Origin of the sequence: Roseateles sp. L2-2, from assembly GCF_050613215.1 — a bacterium.
Classification (GTDB): Bacteria; Pseudomonadota; Gammaproteobacteria; order Burkholderiales; family Burkholderiaceae_C; genus Roseateles; species Roseateles noduli.
Map to the genome: position 1 here is coordinate 205,433 of NZ_CP192509.1, position 17,036 is coordinate 222,468.

General features: G+C 69.8%; 13 protein-coding genes. 7 read left to right on the forward strand and 6 right to left on the reverse strand.

What is annotated here, in order from left to right:
• Position 1: 1 nt before the first annotated feature.
• Together fabI and ACQZ13_RS01010 are read right to left on the reverse strand one after the other, a co-directional pair.
• On the reverse strand, positions 2 to 793 hold the full coding sequence (fabI, locus tag ACQZ13_RS01005; RefSeq protein WP_431049428.1) for an enoyl-ACP reductase FabI: 792 nt from the start codon (positions 791 to 793) through the stop codon (positions 2 to 4).
• A complete protein-coding gene (locus tag ACQZ13_RS01010; RefSeq protein ID WP_431049429.1) occupies positions 790 to 3,069 on the reverse strand; it encodes a DUF3141 domain-containing protein in 2,280 nt (759 codons plus the stop codon). The genes fabI and ACQZ13_RS01010 overlap by 4 nt, the downstream gene beginning before the upstream one ends.
• Before the next feature lie 119 nt (positions 3,070 to 3,188).
• On the opposite strand from ACQZ13_RS01010, the gene ACQZ13_RS01015 reads away from it, so the two are divergent.
• Positions 3,189 to 4,142, forward strand: a complete 954-nt coding sequence (locus tag ACQZ13_RS01015; RefSeq protein WP_431049430.1) for a phosphate acetyltransferase — start codon at positions 3,189 to 3,191, stop codon at positions 4,140 to 4,142.
• Here ACQZ13_RS01015 and ACQZ13_RS01020 read toward each other — a convergent pair whose 3' ends face one another.
• From ACQZ13_RS01020 to ACQZ13_RS01030, 3 genes are all read right to left on the reverse strand, one after another.
• Positions 4,143 to 4,667 carry a Dps family protein gene (locus tag ACQZ13_RS01020; RefSeq protein ID WP_431049432.1) on the reverse strand — a complete coding sequence of 175 codons (525 nt, stop codon included), beginning with the start codon at positions 4,665 to 4,667 and terminating at the stop codon, positions 4,143 to 4,145.
• Between the two features lie 239 nt (positions 4,668 to 4,906).
• Complete coding sequence (locus ACQZ13_RS01025) at positions 4,907 to 6,391, reverse strand: catalase (protein WP_431049433.1); 1,485 nt, start codon at positions 6,389 to 6,391, stop codon at positions 4,907 to 4,909.
• 208 nt (positions 6,392 to 6,599) lie between these two features.
• Positions 6,600 to 7,520: a hydrogen peroxide-inducible genes activator gene (locus tag ACQZ13_RS01030; protein WP_431049434.1), complete on the reverse strand. Its 921-nt coding sequence runs from the start codon at positions 7,518 to 7,520 to the stop codon at positions 6,600 to 6,602.
• A gap of 100 nt (positions 7,521 to 7,620) precedes the next feature.
• On the opposite strand from ACQZ13_RS01030, the gene panB reads away from it, so the two are divergent.
• The 3 genes from panB (at position 7,621) to ACQZ13_RS01045 (ending at position 10,283) form a co-directional block, all read left to right on the forward strand.
• Positions 7,621 to 8,508 carry a 3-methyl-2-oxobutanoate hydroxymethyltransferase gene (gene panB, locus ACQZ13_RS01035; protein ID WP_431049435.1) on the forward strand — a complete coding sequence of 296 codons (888 nt, stop codon included), beginning with the start codon at positions 7,621 to 7,623 and terminating at the stop codon, positions 8,506 to 8,508.
• Between the two features lie 2 nt (positions 8,509 to 8,510).
• The gene (panC, locus tag ACQZ13_RS01040; protein WP_431049437.1) at positions 8,511 to 9,344 is read left to right on the forward strand and encodes a pantoate--beta-alanine ligase; all 834 of its coding nucleotides are present in this window, start codon (positions 8,511 to 8,513) and stop codon (positions 9,342 to 9,344) included.
• A gap of 219 nt (positions 9,345 to 9,563) precedes the next feature.
• On the forward strand, positions 9,564 to 10,283 hold the full coding sequence (locus tag ACQZ13_RS01045; RefSeq protein WP_431049438.1) for a peptidylprolyl isomerase: 720 nt from the start codon (positions 9,564 to 9,566) through the stop codon (positions 10,281 to 10,283).
• A gap of 51 nt (positions 10,284 to 10,334) precedes the next feature.
• Here ACQZ13_RS01045 and recG read toward each other — a convergent pair whose 3' ends face one another.
• A complete protein-coding gene (gene recG, locus ACQZ13_RS01050) occupies positions 10,335 to 12,473 on the reverse strand; it encodes an ATP-dependent DNA helicase RecG (protein WP_431049439.1) in 2,139 nt (712 codons plus the stop codon).
• 127 nt (positions 12,474 to 12,600) lie between these two features.
• Here recG and ACQZ13_RS01055 point away from each other — a divergent pair, with 127 nt between their 5' ends.
• The 3 genes from ACQZ13_RS01055 to queA all read left to right on the forward strand — a co-directional run bounded on the left by ACQZ13_RS01055 (position 12,601) and on the right by queA (position 17,012).
• On the forward strand, positions 12,601 to 14,982 hold the full coding sequence (locus tag ACQZ13_RS01055) for a YCF48-related protein (protein WP_431049440.1): 2,382 nt from the start codon (positions 12,601 to 12,603) through the stop codon (positions 14,980 to 14,982).
• A 193-nt stretch (positions 14,983 to 15,175) separates the two neighbouring features.
• Positions 15,176 to 15,943 (forward strand): substrate-binding periplasmic protein, encoded by a 768-nt coding sequence (locus tag ACQZ13_RS01060; protein ID WP_431049441.1) that lies wholly within the window; start codon positions 15,176 to 15,178, stop codon positions 15,941 to 15,943.
• Positions 15,944 to 15,968: 25 nt separating this feature from the next.
• Complete coding sequence (queA, locus tag ACQZ13_RS01065; protein ID WP_431049443.1) at positions 15,969 to 17,012, forward strand: tRNA preQ1(34) S-adenosylmethionine ribosyltransferase-isomerase QueA; 1,044 nt, start codon at positions 15,969 to 15,971, stop codon at positions 17,010 to 17,012.
• The last annotated feature ends 24 nt before the right edge of the window (positions 17,013 to 17,036 follow it).

Consider the following 17,036-nt stretch of genomic DNA (forward strand, 5'->3'; position numbering starts at 1 on the left):
CTCACCCCATGATGTGATAACCGCCGTCCACGTAGAGCGTGGAGCCGGTGATGAGCCGCGCGTGATCGCCCGCGAGCATCGCGGTCGCGTAGCCGACGTCGTCGATCGTCGCCAGCGCATGGGCCGGCGCGCGGGCGGCGGCATCCGCGAGCAGCTGGTCGAACTCCTCCAGTCCTGACGCCGCGCGCGTCGCGATCGGCCCCGGCGAGATCGCGTGCACGCGGATGCCCGCCGGACCCAGCTCGTGCGCGAGGTAGCGCACCGAGGCCTCCAGCGCGGCCTTGACCGGGCCCATCAGGTTGTAGTGCTCGACGACCTTGCTCGCGCCCTGGAAGCTCATCGTGAACAGCGTGCCGCCGGCGGCGCGCATCAGCGGCTCCGCGAGCCGCGCCATGCGGATGAAGCTGTGGCACGAGATGTCCATCGCCAGCGCGAAACCGGCCGCACTGCTGTCGACGAGCCGTCCGTGCAGGTCGTCCTTGGGCGCAAACGCGATCGAATGCAGCGCCGCGTGGAGAACGCCCCAGCGCTCGGACACGGCGGCGAAGACGCTGTCCAGCGCCTCGGGATCGCGCAGGTCCAGCGGCAGCAGCATGTCGGCGCCGAGCGCGTCGGCCAGCGGCTTCACGTGCGGCAGCGCCTTGTCGTTGAGGTAGGTCAGCGCCAGATCCGCGCCCATCGCGCGGAAGGCGCGGGCGCAGCCGTAGGCGATGGACTGGTCGTTGGCGATGCCGGTGATCAGCACCTTGCGCCCGGCCAGCAGCCGGCCGAACTGCACGGCGGCGGAGTTCATGCGACCGCCTTGCGGCGACGCGCCGTCTTCGCTGCGGGGGAGGCCGCGATCGAGACCGTGGCCGCGGTCGCCGTCGTCGCGCCGGGCGCGGACAGCGCGAGCGCCATGTCGGCGACGCGGGCCGGGTCGACGTGCAGCAGTTCGTGGACGTAGCGGGCGGTCGGCGACTTCGGATCGGCGAGCTCGGATTCGCTCATCAGCACCGCGCTCGCGAGCGCCAGCGCCTGTTCGCGGTCCTCCAGCGTGGGCAGCAGCGTCGGCAGCGCCGCCATCGCCTCCTCCGGCGCGAAGGTCACGATCAGCGCCTGCCGGTGCAGCAGCGTCGCCCAGTCCTCGCCGGGGACCGCCTCGGCGGCGACGGCGCCTTCGGCGTCCTCGGCCATGCGGCGGTGGGAATCGGCCAGCAACTGGCCGAGCACCAGTCCGCGCCGCTGCACGACGCCGCGATGGGCGAGCCCCGCCAGCAGGATGCGGCAGACCGCGTCGGCGAAGCCGCCTTGCCCGACCTGTTCCAGCGCCATGCGACGACCTTCGCGTTCATCGGCGGCCGCGTGCGCGGCGCCCGAGGCGAGGTCCGATTCCCGCGGCGGCAGCAGCGCGCCCAGACCGCCCGGTCCGTAGACCGCTTCGACCCAGTGCACGAGCGTCGCGTCGCGCTGGTGTCCGAGCCGGTCCAGCGATTCGCTGATCGCGCGGGAGCCGAGCTGCTCCCATTTCAGCCAGGCGTTCTCCGCGTCGACCGTCTGACGACGCTCTCGGGCGTCGTCGGCGGCCTGCTTGATCCACGGCGCCAGCGGATGCAGATCGGAGAGGGCCAGATGCTGCTGACGCAGCGGATGCACCCAGCGCAGCCAGTCGCCGAACGCCTTGCTGCCGACCGCGCGCACGGCGGGCTGCAGCCACTGGCGGTAGCGGCGCATGTTCATCTCGGAAACCTGCGCGATCGTGGAGAAGAGGGCTTCATCGCGGCGGCATTCCGGGTTCAGCGCGCGCAGGTCGTCCACGGTGCGGGTCTCGAAGCTCACCGAGTAGTCGCCCGATTCGAGCGCCGCCAGCGGCGCTTCGGGATCGCGGGCAGCTATCTTCATCTCGTAGAGGCCGGGCGGCAGTTCGACGATCTGTTCGAGCGTGTCGAGAATCTGCTCATGCTCGCGCCGCGCGATGCCGCCGCCGACGAAGATGCCCAGGTGGCCGATCTTCGGATGCAGCATGTAGACGATGGTGCGACCCGCCTTGACCAGCGCCTTCTCGCTGCCCCAGACGTCGATGATCCAGTCCAGCGCCTGCTGCGGCGGGGTGATGTTGTCGCCCCAGGACGCGAAGATCACCATCGGCGCGGCGATGTTGCGCAGGTCCAGCCGGTAGCCTTCGAGTTCGACCTCGCCGCGCGCCAGGCGGTTCCCGATGAACAGGTTCTCGACGATGGCCTCGATCTCCTCGCCGGTCATGCGGAAGTAGCCGCCCCACCAGCGCTCGAAGTCGAGGAAGCGCTCGCGTTCGGTGTCGACGTTGGCGTAGAGGTGGTAGTACTTGTCCCACCAGCTGTTGGCGAGGTTGAGGTTCTCGAAGTTGGAGACCAGGTGCGCGCCGTCGAAGCGGTCGCCGCCGAGGTCCGCCGACAGCGCCGACATCCACGCGCCGCCGAGCGCGCCGCCCGCGTAACGCATCGGGTTCTGCTCCGGCGAGCCGGCCCAGTACGACAGCGGTGCGCCGTTCAGGATGATGGGGCCCATCAGGTCGCTGCGCACGGCCGCCAGTGCCGCAACGGCCCAGCCGGCCTGGCAGTTGCCGATCACCGCGGGCAGGCCCGGCGCCTTCGGATGGCGGCGGGCGACGTCCTCGATGAAGTGCGCCTCGGCGCGTGCGACGTCGAGCAAGGTCTGACCCTCGACCGGCTCCGGCTCGAAGGTGATGAAGTAGACCGGGTGGCCGGCGCGCAACGCGACGCCGATCTCGGAGTCCGGCTTGAAGCCGCCGATGCCGGGCCCGTGGCCCGCGCGCGGATCGATGACGACGATGGGCCGCCGCGCGGGATCGACGATGTCGCCGTCCGCCGGCAGGATGCGCAGCAGCGCATAGTTGCAGGGCTGCGGCAGGTCGCGGCCGTCGATCAGCAGTTCATGTTCGAACTTCAGCAGCGCGGGCTTGCCGGCCTGCAGATGGTGGAGGAACACGTTGCCGCGCTCGCGCATCGTGTCCAGCGTCAGCACCGTGCGCTGCCACGCGTCGGTCGCGTACGCTTGCCAGTCGTGGATCCAGTCGGAATTTCCGGACATTCGCCTTGCTCCCAGCACCGCCTCGCGAGGTCCGCTCGGCTTGATTTGTTGCACCGCAGCATGCATCATCGACCGCGACTCGTTGTCAATGTCCGAGGGAGACGCAGGGTGATCGACCAATGACCGAACAAACGCCCCATGCCCATCCGCACTACGACCGCCTCATCGAGGCGGTGCGCGAGCTGCCGCCGCTGCGCATGGCGGTCGTCCATCCGTGCAACGACGTGTCCCTGCTCGCGGCGACGGAAGCGGCGGCGCTGGGTCTGATCGAACCGATCCTGATCGGCCCGGCGGGCAAGGTGGCCGAAGCCGCCGCGGCGGCCGGTGTAGACCTTTCGCGCTATGCGCAGGTCGACGTGCCGCACAGCCATGCGGCGGCGGAGAGGGCCGTGGCGATGGCGCTCAAGGGCGAGGTCGACGCGCTCATGAAGGGCAGCCTGCACACCGACGAACTGATGGGCGCGGTGGTGCGACGCGAAGGCGGACTGCGCACCTCACGGCGCATCAGCCACTGCTTCGTCATGGACGTGCCGGGACACGCGCAGCCGCTGGTCATCTCGGATGCGGCGATCAACATCGCGCCGACGCTGGAGGAGAAGGTCGACATCGTGCAGAACGCGATCGACCTCGCGCGCGCGCTGCGCCTGCCGGAGGTGCGGGTGGCGCTGCTGTCGGCGATGGAGACGGTGAATCCGAAGGTGCCGTCGACGCTGGATGCGGCGGCGCTGTGCAAGATGGCGGACCGCGGGCAGATCACCGGCGCGGTGCTGGACGGCCCCTTGGCGATGGACAACGCCATCGACGCCGAGGCGGCGCGCATCAAGGGCATCGTGTCGCCGGTGGCGGGCAAGGCCAACGTGCTGATCGTGCCGGACCTGGACGCCGGCAACATGCTCGCGAAGAGCCTGAGCTTCCTGGCGCAGGCCTACGCGGCCGGGGTGGTGCTCGGCGCGAAGGTGCCGATCGTGCTGACCAGCCGCGCCGATTCGCGCACGGCGCGGCTCGCGTCGTGCGCGCTGGCCTCGATGCTGGCGCAGGCCCGCCGGGACGGGCGCATCAAGGCCGTGGGCTGATCACTCTTCCAGCAGCGAGCGCAGCATCCACGCGGTCTGCTCGTGCACCGTCAGGCGCTGGGTGAGCAGGTCGGCGGTCGGCTCGTCGCTGGCCTTGTCGACCAGGTCGAACAACGCGCGCGCGGTGCGGGCGACGCCTTCATGACCGTCGACCAGGATGCGGACCATGTCCAGCGCCTTGGGCGGCGTGGTCGGTGCGTCCGGCAGCGAGCTCAGCGCCGCGAACTGCGCGTACGACCCCGGCGCCTTGTGGCCCAGCGAACGGATGCGCTCCGCGACGGGGTCCACGGCGTTCCACAGCTCGGTGTACTGGGCCATGAACATCGCATGCAGCGAGTTGAACATCGGACCCGTCACGTTCCAATGGAAGTTGTGCGTGGTCAGGTAGAGCGTGTAGGTGTCGGCCAGCAGCTTGGACAAGCCTTGCGCGATCGCCGCGCGGTCCTTGTCGCTGATGCCGATCTGGATGGACGGCGCACCCTTCGCGGAGATTGCCTTGGCGGGAGAGGGGCTCTTCTTGGCCATCGTGAAACTCCTTGCGGAAATGGAAGGAAAAAGACGCCCCGCAGCCTAACCGATCCGGGTGATCGGCACAGTGACTGCGGGGCGACCGGTGGGTGCTGTTCAGGCGACGCTGTGTTGCATCCAGTCGATCAGCGACTGCACGTTGAGCGCGGCGCCGGCGGCCACCAGCAGCCATCCGAGTGTGCGTTGTCCGGAACGAGGGGTCATGTCTTGCTCCTTGCAGATGACAGCCGACGGGGTCAGACGGTGAACTCGATGTCGAGCGCGCTGAGCGCGGCGCGGACGACGCGACCGTAGTCCGGATCCGCCTTGTCGAAGTGACCCAGCTGACGATCCACGATGAAAGCCGGCACGCCGCGCATCGATTCGGCGATGTTGCGGCCGAGGCGCTGCTGCTGCGCTTCGCCGAGCAGGCGGAAGAGGGCGCCGGGCTGCGCGTAGTCGTCGTTGCCCTCCCGGTGGTCGAAGCGCGCCGCGTCGCCCTGCAGGCGCAGCGGCGGCTCGGCCACCGACGGATCCTGCGTCGCGCCGCCGAAGCTGTTGGGCTCGTAGTACGCGTTCGGGTTGCCGCTCGGCGTCCGGAAGAACTTCATGGACCCGTCCTTGTGATAGTGGTGGACGGGGCACTTGGGCGCGTTCACCGGCAGCGCTTCGTAATGCGTGCCGAGGCGGTAGCGGTGCGCGTCGGCGTAGCTGAAGATGCGCGCCTGCAGGACCTTGTCGGGGCTGAAGCCGATGCCCGGCACGATGTTGCTCGGCGAGAACGCGGCCTGCTCGATCTCCTCGAAGTAGTTCTCCGGATTCCGGTTGAGCTCCAGCACGCCGACTTCGATCAGCGGGTACTCGGCATGCGGCCAGACCTTGGTCAGGTCGAAGGGGTTGTAGGAGGTCTTGTCCGCGTCGAGTTCCGGCATCACCTGCACGGCCATCGTCCACTGCGGGAACTGACCCTGGTCGATCGCGCCGAAGAGGTCTTCCTGGTAGCTCTCGCGGGTCTGCCCGATGACGGCGGCCGCTTCGGCGTTCGTCAGCGTGCGATGGCCCTGGCGGGTCTTGAAGTGGAACTTCACCCAGAAGCGCTCGCCGTCGGCGTTCCAGAAGCTGTAGGTGTGGGAGCCGAAGCCGTCCATGAAGCGCGGGCTGGCGGGAATGCCGCGGTCGCTCATCAGGATGGTGACCTGATGCAGGCTTTCGGGGGAAAGGCTCCAGTAGTCCCACGCGGCGGTGGCGGAACGCAGGTTGGTGACCGGATGGCGCTTCTGCGTGTGGATGAAGTCGGGGAACTTGAGCGGGTCGCGGATGAAGAACACCGGGGTGTTGTTGCCGACCAGGTCCCAGTTGCCTTCCTCGGTATAGAACTTCAGCGAGAAGCCGCGGACGTCGCGTTCAGCATCGGCGGCGCCCTGCTCGCCGGCCACCGTCGAGAAGCGCGCCAGCATCGGCGTCTGCTTGCCGACCGCGCCGAACAGCTTGGCGCGGGTGAAGCGGGAGATGTCCTGCGTGACGGTCAGCGTGCCGAAGGCGCCCCAGCCCTTGGCATGCACGACGCGTTCAGGAATGCGCTCGCGGTTCTGGTGGGCCAGCTTCTCCATCAGCTGGTAGTCCTGCATCAGGACGGGGCCGCGCGGGCCGGCGGTCAGCGAGTTCTGGTTGTCGGCGATCGGCGCGCCGGCGCTCGTCGTCATGACCGGGCACTGGGCGGGATGTTGGGGCTTGGCACTCATGGGCACTCCTCGATGCTTCAGACAGGGACGCTTTGTAGGGGTCCGGACCGCCCTTGAACTCCCCCGGAAGGAAGACCTGAGCGGCGCATGAGGAGGACTTTAGAGAAATGCTATCGATGGCGATATTTGGATAGCTTAAGCGTGGCGATTGGGAAAAACTAAAGCCGCCCGGAGGCGGCATTGGCAAGGGGTCGGGTCTTGCGCGGCTTCACGACAACAACGTCACCCCTTTGAGCGTGCACGCATACACCGCGTTGCGCAGTGCCGCGACGGCCTCGTAGCGGGTGAACGTGCGGCGCCAGGCGAGCACGACGCGCCGCGTCGGCGCCGGCGCCTCGAAGGGCACGTAGCGCAGGTGCGGCGGGACGTGGTCCGGCACGCTCAGCGCCGGCACCACCGTGACGCCCATCCCGGACGCCACCATGTGCTTGATCGTCTCCAGCGAGCTGCCCTCGAAGCTCTTGCGGATGCCCTCGGCGTCCGTGGAGAAACGCGCGAACTCCGGGCAGACCTCGAGCACGTGATCCCGGAAGCAGTGGCCGTTGCCCAGCAGCAGCATGGTCTCGGCCTTGAGCTCCTCGGCGCTGATGCGTTCCTTCTTCGCCAGCGGATGCACCGCCGGCACCGCCACGACGAAGCTCTCGTCGTACAGCGGCGCCACCGCCAGACCCGCGTCGGGGAAGGGCTCGGCCATGATCGCGCAGTCCAACTCGCCGGTGCGCAGCATGTCCAGCAGCTTCTGGGTGAAGTTCTCCTGCAGCATCAGCGGCATGCGCGGATAGAGGTCGATGCAGTGCTTGACCAGCTCCGGCAGCAGGTAGGGCCCGATCGTGTAGATGATCCCCAGCCGCAGCGGCCCGTCCAGCGGATCCTTGCCGCGCTTGGCGATGTCCTTGATCGCGCTGGCCTGCTCGATCACCGACTGCGCCTGGCGCACGATGTCCTCGCCCAGCGGCGTCATCGTCACCTCGTTGGCGCCGCGCTCGAAGATCTTGACGTCGAGCTCCTCCTCCAGCTTCTTGATCGCCACCGACAAGGTCGGTTGGGAGACGAAGCAGGCTTCCGCGGCGCGGCCAAAGTGGCGCTCGCGGGCGACGGCGACGATGTAGCGCAGTTCGGTGAGGGTCATGGGCCGGCATTGTCCTCAGAAAGCGGCATCGTGACACCGTCCCGGTACACTGCCGCCCCACCCCCCGGACCCTCCCCGGACCTCCCTCCAGGGGACACGCATGACCGAACCGACCGCCCCTCCGAGCTCTTCCCCGGCGTCCTCGCCGACGTCCCTCTACGCCGTGCCGCGTCCCGCGGGCTCGTCGCCGGACCGCAAGCCCGTCACGCTGCAGCGCCTGCTCGACATGCACGCCGCCGGCGAGAAGATCGCGATGCTGACCGCCTATGACGCCACCTTCGCGCATGCGATGGAGGACGCCGGCGTGGATTCGATCCTCATCGGCGATTCGCTGGGCAACGTCGTGCAAGGCCTGCAGACCACCGTGCCGGTGACGCTGGAGGCGATGGTCTATCACACGGCCAACGTGGCGCGCGCGCGTCGCACCGCCTGGATCCTGGCGGACCTGCCGTTCGGCTCGTACCACGAGTCGCCCCAGGCGGCGTGGAAGAACGCGATGCAGCTGGCGCAGGCCGGCGCGCACATGGTCAAGCTCGAAGGCGGCGGCTGGACCACCGAGACGGTCCGCTTCCTGACCGAACGCGGCATCCCCGTCTGCGCCCATCTGGGCCTGACGCCGCAGACCGTCACCGCGCTGAGCGGCTTCAAGGTGCAGGGTCGCGACGAGGCCGGCGCCGCGCGCATCAAGGCGCACGCACGCGAGCTGGTCGACGCCGGCGCGCAGATGCTGCTGCTGGAGATGGTGCCGGCGGCGCTGGCCGGCGAGCTGACCCGCTCGCTGGGCGTGCCGGTGATCGGCATCGGCGCCGGCGCGGAATGCTCCGGCCAGGTGCTGGTGATGCACGACATGCTGGGCGTGGGCGGCGGCCGCAAGCCGCGCTTCGTGCGCGACTTCATGCAGGGCGCGGGCTCGATCGGCGAGGCCTTCTCGCGCTACGTGAGCGACGTCAAGTCCGGCGCCTTCCCCGCCGCCGAACACACCTACTGATCATGCAGATCCACCATGACATCGCCGGCCTGCGCGCCGCGCTCGCGGGCGGCCGCCCGGTCGCGTTCGTGCCCACGATGGGCAACCTGCACGACGGCCATCTGGCGCTGGTGCGCCAGGCCCGCGCGGCGGTCGGTCCGGACGGCCTCGTCGTCGCCAGCGTCTTCGTCAACCGGCTGCAGTTCGCGCCGCACGAGGACTTCGACCGTTATCCCCGCACGCTCCCCCGCGACGCCGAACTGCTGGAAGGCGCGACCTGCGACCTCGTTTTCGCACCCGACGAGCGCGAGATGTACCCCGAGCCGCAGGGCTACAAGGTGCACCCGCCCGTCGAGCTGGCCGACATCCTCGAAGGCCACTTCCGCCCGGGCTTCTTCATCGGCGTCTGCACGGTGGTCGCCAAGCTGTTCCAGATCGTCCAGCCGGACGTCGCCGTCTTCGGCAAGAAGGACTACCAGCAGCTGATGGTGATCCGCCGCATGGTCGACCAGTTGGCGATGCCGATCCGCATCCTCGCGGGCGAGACCGAGCGCAACGCCGACGGCCTGGCGCTGTCCTCGCGCAATGGCTACCTGAGCGAGCAGCAGAAACAGGACGCGCTGCTGCTGTCGCGCACCCTGAAGGCGATGATCGCGCGCTGGTCCGCCGGCGAGCGCGACCTCGACCGCATCGAGTCCGACGCGATGGCCTCGCTGCGCGACGCGGGCTGGGTGCCGGATTACCTGACGCTGCGCCGGCGTCACGACCTCGGCGCGGCGCGTGACGGCGAACCGCTGGTGGCGCTGGCCGCCGCGCGCATCGGCCAGACGCGTCTGATCGACAACCTCGAGTTCTGAAAGCCGACTGAAACCGGACGTGTCTTTCCGGACGGGATCCTGGGCCTTCCGGAACCCGCTCGGTGAGGTCCGACACTCTGTAAAGAGCGCGTTAGGGAAACCCCGATCAGATTTCGTGCGGCGCGCGCACCCGCCCCCATGACTTGTGTCAATCTGCCCTCGATACTTCGCGCTTCTTTGCCAGAAAGCGGGAGCCACGAGCTTCCAACGCGAGCCCACATGAAGTCGATCACCCTCACCTCCTCGATCTCCTCCAAGCCCCGTCTGCTGGCGCTCTCCGCCGCACTGGGCGGCGCGTTGATGCTGGCTGCCTGCGGCGGCGGCGGCGACGACAACAGCGGCAACCCGTCGCAGACGCCCAAGCCGAACCCGGTGCCGGTCGCGCCGACCACGACCTGCAGCGCCGCCGGCATCGCCGCGGCCAATCAGAGCACCGCGACCGCCGTCGTGTGCATGCTCACCAGCGACGGCGAGATGGTGGTCGAGCTCGACTCCCGCACGCCGATCACCACCGCCAACTTCCTGAAGTACGTCACCGCGAAGTACTACGACAACACGATCTTCCATCGCGTGGTGCCGAACTTCGTCGCGCAGGGCGGCGGCTTCACCACCGGCTACGTCTCCAAGGCCCCCGGCAGCGACCTGGGCGGCGCGATCAAGCTGGAGACCAACGTCGGCGTGTCCAACCTGAAGTACACGATCGCGATGGCGCGCACCTCGGTGCCCGATTCGGCGACCAGCCAGTTCTTCTTCAACTCGGTCGACAACAGCACCGTGCTGGACTACAAGACCGCCGCGGATCCCGGCTACGCCGCGTTCGGCCGCGTGATCCTGGGCCAGGCCACGGTCGACAAGATCAACGCCGAGCCGCAGCTCTTCAGCGGCGCCGAAGCGACGGCGACGGAAGTCCTGCTGTACTGGGTCATCCGCCTGAAGTGATCGGGTCCCCCGGGCGCCCGGGCCCCGCGCTACGCGGCCCGGCGCCAGGGGTCAGGCCTTGAGGTACTCGGTCTTGTGGCCGAGCCAGCGCTCGACCTGCAGCTGCGCGGCGCGCGGCTGTTCGTCGAGCAGCCGCGGCGCCAGCGCCCGCGCCGCGCTCAGCAACGGCGCGTCCTCCTGCAGGTCGGCGAAGCGCAGCAGCTGCGCGCCGCTCTGGCGCGCGCCCATGAACTCCCCCGGCCCGCGGATGTCCAGGTCGCGTCGCGCGATCTCGAAGCCGTCCGTGGTCTCCGCCATCGCGCGCAGGCGCGACTTGCCGGTGTCCGACAGCGGCCCGGTGTAGATCAGCACGCACACGCTGGCGACCGAGCCCCGCCCGACGCGTCCGCGCAGCTGGTGCAGCTGCGAGAGGCCGAAACGCTCCGCGTGCTCGATCACCATGACGCTGGCGTTGGGCACGTCGACGCCGACCTCGATGACGGTCGTCGCGACCAGGATCTGCATCTGCCCGGCCGTGAACAGCGACATCACCGCCGCCTTCTCCGCCGCCGGCATCCGGCCGTGCAGCAGCCCGACCATCTTCCCCGGCAGCGCGGCGCCGAGTTCCGCGTGCGTCTCCGTGGCGTTCTTGAGGTCCAGCGCCTCGGACTCCTCGATCAGCGGACAGACCCAGTAGACCTGCCGCCCGTCCTCGACGGCGGCCGAGATCTTCTCGATCACGTCGTCGCGCCGGCCGTCCGCGAAGACGCGCGTGACGATGGGGCTGCGACCCGGCGGCAGTTCGTCGATGGTCGACACGTCCAGGTCGGCGAAGTAGGTCATCGCCAGCGTGCGCGGGATCGGCGTGGCGCTCATCATCAGCAGGTGCGGTTCGAGCGGGCCTGAACCGGGCTCGGCGGCCCCGGCGGCCTCGTCCGCGAGCTTCTTGCGCAGCGCCAGGCGCTGCGCGACGCCGAAGCGGTGCTGCTCGTCGATGATCGCCAGCCCGAGGCGGTGGAAGCGCACCTTGTCCTCGATCACCGCGTGCGTGCCGACGATCAGCGTGGCCTCGCCCGAGGCGGCCGCGTCCAGCATCTTCTGCCGCGCCTTGCCCTTCACGCTGCCGGTGATCCAGGCGACGCGGATGCCCAGCGGTTCCAGCCAGCCGATGAGCTTGCGGAAGTGCTGCTCGGCGAGGATCTCGGTGGGTGCCATCAGCACGCACTGCCAGCCGGCGTCGATGGCCACGGCGGCGGCCAGCGCGGCCACCACGGTCTTGCCGGAGCCCACGTCGCCCTGCAGCAGCCGGTGCATGGGCTGCGGTCTGGCGAGGTCGGCGGCGATCTCCTCGGCCACGCGGTGCTGCGCGCCGGTCAGCGCGAAGGGCAGGGCGGCGAGCAGCCGCTCATGCAGCCCGCCGGGCGTGCCGCGCAGCGCCGGGGCGCGCAGATGGGCGCGCTCGCGCTGGGCGCGCTGCTGGCTGAGCTGCTGGGCGAGCAGCTCCTCGAACTTGAGCCGCTGCCAGGCCGGATGCGTGTGGTCCTCGAGCGTGGACAGACCGGCCGACGGCGGCGGGTGGTGCAGGAAGTTCAGTGCGTCGCGCAACGCGGGCAGGCCCTTGGGGACCAGCGCCAGCGGCAGCACTTCGTCCAGCGGCGCTCTGCGCAGCGCGGAGGCGACGGCCTTGCGCAGGTAGGCCTGCGGCAACTGGGCGCTGGTCGGGTAGACCGGCGTGAGCGAGGTCGACAGCGGCGTGTCCGCGTCGACCTTGCGGAAGTTCGGATGGACCATCTCGCGGCCGAAGAAGCCGACGCGGATCTCGCCGCGCACGCGCACGCGATGGCCCACCGCCATCGTCTTCTGATGCGCGGGATAGAAGTGGAGGAAGCGCAGCGTCACCAGCGCGCCGTCGTCGTCGCGCAACTTCACCAGCAGCTGGCGTCGGCCGCGGATCTCGATGCGGCACTCGATCACCTCGCCCTCGCACTGGAGCGTGTCGCCGTCGTGGGCGCGGTCCAGCGGGGTCAGCGTGGTCTCGTCCTCGTAGCGCAGCGGCAGGTGCAGCGCGAGGTCGATGTCGCGCGTCAGCCCCATCTTCTCCATCGCCTTCTGCGGCGCGGACTTGGCCGGCGCCGCATCCGGGCCCGAGCCCGCGCGACCCGGCTTGGCGGGCGGCGGCGGTGGCGATGGAGCGGTGCTGGCCTGAGTCATGTGGACGAGATTCTGCCTCGGGGCGATCCCCCGTTCGGGCGAGATGAGTCGGCGTTCAGATCGCGTGAAGCTGGTGCAGAATCCGCCCGCTAAAAAAGCAAACAAATTGAAACATCGGGAGGATTCCATGAGCATGAATGAACGCATGCGCGCCGGCTGGGCCGGCGTGCTGATCAGCGCCGCGCTGCTGAGCGCCTGCGGTGGCGGCGGCGACGACGCCCCGACCCCGCCTCCGCCGCCCCCGCCGGTGCAGGGCGTGGCGATTCCGGACAACCTGGCGATCGCCGCGTCCGCGACCACCGACGTCACCTCGGCCACCGCGTTCACCAGCAACGCCGCCGCGACCACGGGGCTGACCTTCGCCTGGACCTTCGGCGACGGCAGCACCAGCACGGACGCCAGTCCGAAGCATGATTTCGCCAAGGTCGGCGACTATCAGGTGACGCTGAAGGTCTCGAACGCCGCGGGCGCGTCCAAGGAGGTCAAGTGGACGGTGACGGTGCTCAACCGCGCCCACGTCCTGGGGCTGAACTGCACGGCCGCCGACAACGCCGGCTGGTGCTGGCAGGCGCCGCGGCCGACCGGCACCACGCAGAACGATCTGCGCTTCCTGGATGTCAACACCGGCTGGTCGGTGGGCGATGCCGGCGAGATCCTGCGCACCGTCGACGGCGGGCAGACCTGGTCCAAGGTCGCCAGCGGCGTGACGACCCGCCTGAACAGCGTGCGCTTCGCCGACGCGAAGAACGGCTGGATCGTCGGCGACTTCGGCGCGTTGCTGCGCACCACGGACGGCGGCGCTCACTGGACGCTGCAACCGGTGGGCACGGCCCAGTCCTACTCGCCCAAACTCCAGCTGGCCGGCGCGAACACCTTGGCGCTGGTCGACGGCTACCGCCTGCGCGCGACGGCGGATGGCGGCGCGACCTGGGTCGAGCAGAGTTTCCAGAACGAACCTCAGCTCGCCAGCGACGGCACGGTGTGGGTGATGGAGGGGCTGGCGCTGCGTCGTTCGACGGACTTCGGCAAGACGCTGGTCACCGCGCTGACCCTGGACGCGACGGACCGTCAGCCGGTCGTGCAGACCTGGGGCAAGACCGTCCAGGTGCGCAGCTACACCGAGACCTACGTGCCGGCCACGGGCACCACCTACGTGCAACGCTTCCGTCTAAGCACGGACGGCGGCCTGACCTGGGCCAGCTTCGAGGGGCAAGGGCTGCCCGCGAACTTCTGGCCGTTCTCGGGCTCGATCCAGATGCTCGACGGGCTGGTGGGCGCGCTCGCCTACAACGGCGTGCTGTATCGCACCCAGGACGGCGGACGCACCTGGGCCTCGCTGGGTTTCGTGCCCGGCGGATCGAACGCCGGCCTCTACTACTCGATGCTGGCGGAGGGCAACTGGTTGCGCCAGTACTACGAGAACGGCACCGGGGTCACCGTCTATGAAGTGTCGGCCGACGCCGGCGCAAGCTGGACGCGCGTGAAGGGGCTGCCGGAAGCGACCTACAACTACCGCCTGAGCCGCATCGGCGACCAGACCTGGCTGGCGACGAGCGGCTACAACGGCGCCACGTTGTTGAGCAGCGACGGCCTGCAGACCTGGAAGCGCGTCGCGGGTCCGGATCCGGATGCGGCGGCCAAGACGCTGACGGCCTTCTGGTTCTTCGAGGGCAAGCGCGGGCTCGCGCTGACGTACGGCGGCGACCTGATGGAGACGGTCAACGGCGGCCTGGACTGGACGGCGAAGCTGACCGGTCTGGCGCCGCAAGCCAGTTCGACGATCGCCAGCCGCTTCCAGTTCATCGATGCCAAGACCGGCTGGCTGCTGGCCGGCGACGGTCGCGTCTACATGACCGAGGACGGCGGCACCAAGTGGCTGACGCCGCTGATGCCGTCCAACCGGGTGGTGAGCGCCTTCCACTTCACCGACGCCGCCAACGGCTTCGCGGTCACGACCTCGGTGTCCTGGGTCTACCCGATGACGTCGACGGTGATGTCGACGACGGACGGCGGCAAGACCTGGACGGAGCAGTCCAAGCTGGACGTCGGCTACAACGACATCAAGTTCAGCGGCAAGAACGGCGTGATGGTCGGGGACGGCGGTCGCGTCGCCGTGAGCGCCGACGGCGGCAAGACCTGGACCGGCCGCTTCACCGGCACGTCCTCGTCGTTGCGCCAGCTGGCCTTCAGCGACGCGTCGACCCTGTGGGTCGTCGGCGACGGCGGACTGCTGATGTCCTCGACCGACCTGGGCGTGTCCTGGCAGGCGGCCGGCATCGGCCTCTCCGGACCCGCGCTGCGCGGCATCCGCTTCCTGGATGCGCAGCGCGGCTGGGCGGTCGGCGATGCGGGCACGATCCTGCTGACGGTCGACGGCGGCAAGACCTGGCGCTCGCAGGTGTCCGGCACGCAGCGCTCGCTGTCGCAGGTGCAATTCCTGGATGCGCGCACGGGCTGGATCTCGGGCGCCAGCGGCACGCTGCTGGCCACGGGCACCGGCGGCCAGTAAACGGGCCGAAGGCGTTGGAAGCCGGCCGGTGTCGCGAGACCCGGCCGGCTTTTTTCATGCGCCGGCGTGACCGATTGCCGGTTCAGGCCGGGCGACCGGGCATTTCCCCCGGGTCGGCGGGGCGCCTTCGGACACGGTCGGCTGCTAGGCTGTGTCGACCGCCCATTCCGGCATCCCGACGCCCCGATCGCCCATGACCTCCCGCCGCGAGAGCCTCGTCTGGCTGGCCGCCGCCGCGCCGGCGCTGTCGGTACTGAGTGCGACGCCGGCCCGCGCCGCCGATGCGCCGGTGCGGATGGTCGCCACCGAATTCCCGCCCTACACCGGCAGCGCGCTGCCCGGCGGCGGCGTCGCCTGCGAGATCACCCGCGCCGCGCTGCATCAGGCGGGGCGGTCGATGACGCTCACCTTCCGCCCCTGGGCGCGGGCGCTGCTCGAGTTCCAGCGCGGCGACCACGACGGCGTGATCGGCGCGTGGCGCTCGGTCGAGCGCGAGCGCACGATGCGTTTCCCCCAGCCGCTGGGCATCCTCAACCAGGTCGGCTTCATGGCCCGCGCGGATCGCCGGCGCCGCATCGACGATCTCGCCGCGCTGCGCGATCTGCGCATCGGCGTGGTCAACGGCTATGCGAACCCGCCCCGTTTCGAGGCGGCCAACCTGCCGGTCGAAGGCGCCGTCGACGACCTCGCCAACCTGCGCAAGCTGCTGGCCGGACGCGTCGATCTGGCGCTGATCGACAAGGGCGTCGGTGCGCATCTGCTGGAGACCCACCTGCGCGGTTCGGCGGGTCAACTGGTGTGGCTGGAGCCGTCGGTGTCGGAGGTGCCGCTCTACACGGTGTTCTCCAAGGTCCGGCCCGAGGGTGAACGCTTCGCCGTCGCGCTGAGCCGCGGCATCGGCGACCTGCAGGGCAGCGGGAAGCTCGCGATGCTGCTGCAGCAGGGGGCGCGCTGGCAGTAGTGGCAGTAGTGGGAAAATCGTCCCCATGTCCCGTACCTTCTCGGTGAGCGATTTCGATTTCGCTCTGCCTCCCGACCTCATCGCCCAGCATCCCGCCGCCGAACGCAGCGCCTCGCGCCTGCTCGACGGCCGGTCCGATCCGCCCGTCGACCGCGTCTTCCGCGAGCTGCCCGACCTGCTCAACCCGGGAGACCTGCTGGTGTTCAACGACACCAAGGTCATCAAGGCGCGCCTGTACGGCGCCAAGGCCAGCGGCGGCGCCGTCGAGGCCCTGGTCGAACGCGTGCTGCCCGGCACGCGCGAGGTCTGGGCCCACATGCGCGCCAGCAAGAGCCCCAAGGCCGGCGCGGTGGTGCGCTTCGCCGACGCGTTCGACGCGGAGGTCCTCGGCCGCTGCGGGCCGGACGACGGGCTCTTCCACCTGCGCCTGTCCGGGGATCCGTTCGAGCTGCTGGAGCAGCACGGCCATGTGCCGCTGCCGCCCTACATCGAGCACGGCGATTCGGCCGACGACGTGCGGCGCTACCAGACCGTCTTCGCGCGCGAGCCCGGCGCGGTGGCCGCGCCGACGGCGGCGCTGCACTTCGATGAAGCGCTCCTGGCGCGTCTGGCCGAACGCGGTGTCGGTACGGCGCACGTGACGCTGCACGTGGGCGCGGGCACCTTCCAGCCGGTCCGCGTCGAATCGCTGGCCGAGCACAAGATGCACAGCGAGTGGTTCCAGGTCACCGCCGGCACCGTCGACGCGATCGCGCGCTGCCGCGCCGCGGGCGGCAAGGTCACGGCCGTGGGCACGACGACGCTGCGCGCGCTGGAGTCGGCAGCGCTGGGCGGCGGGCTGAAGGCCGGCGCGCGCGAGACCGACATCTTCATCACGCCGGGTTTCGACTTCCAGGTCGTGGACCGGCTGGTGACCAACTTCCACCTGCCCAAGAGCACGCTGATGATGCTGGTGTCGGCCTTCGCCGGCTACGAGCCCATCATGGCGCTCTACCGCCACGCGATCGAGCAGCGCTACCGCTTCTTCAGCTACGGCGACGCCATGCTGCTGGAGCGCGCGGGGCGCTGAACGACGGGCGCGTTGTCACATCGG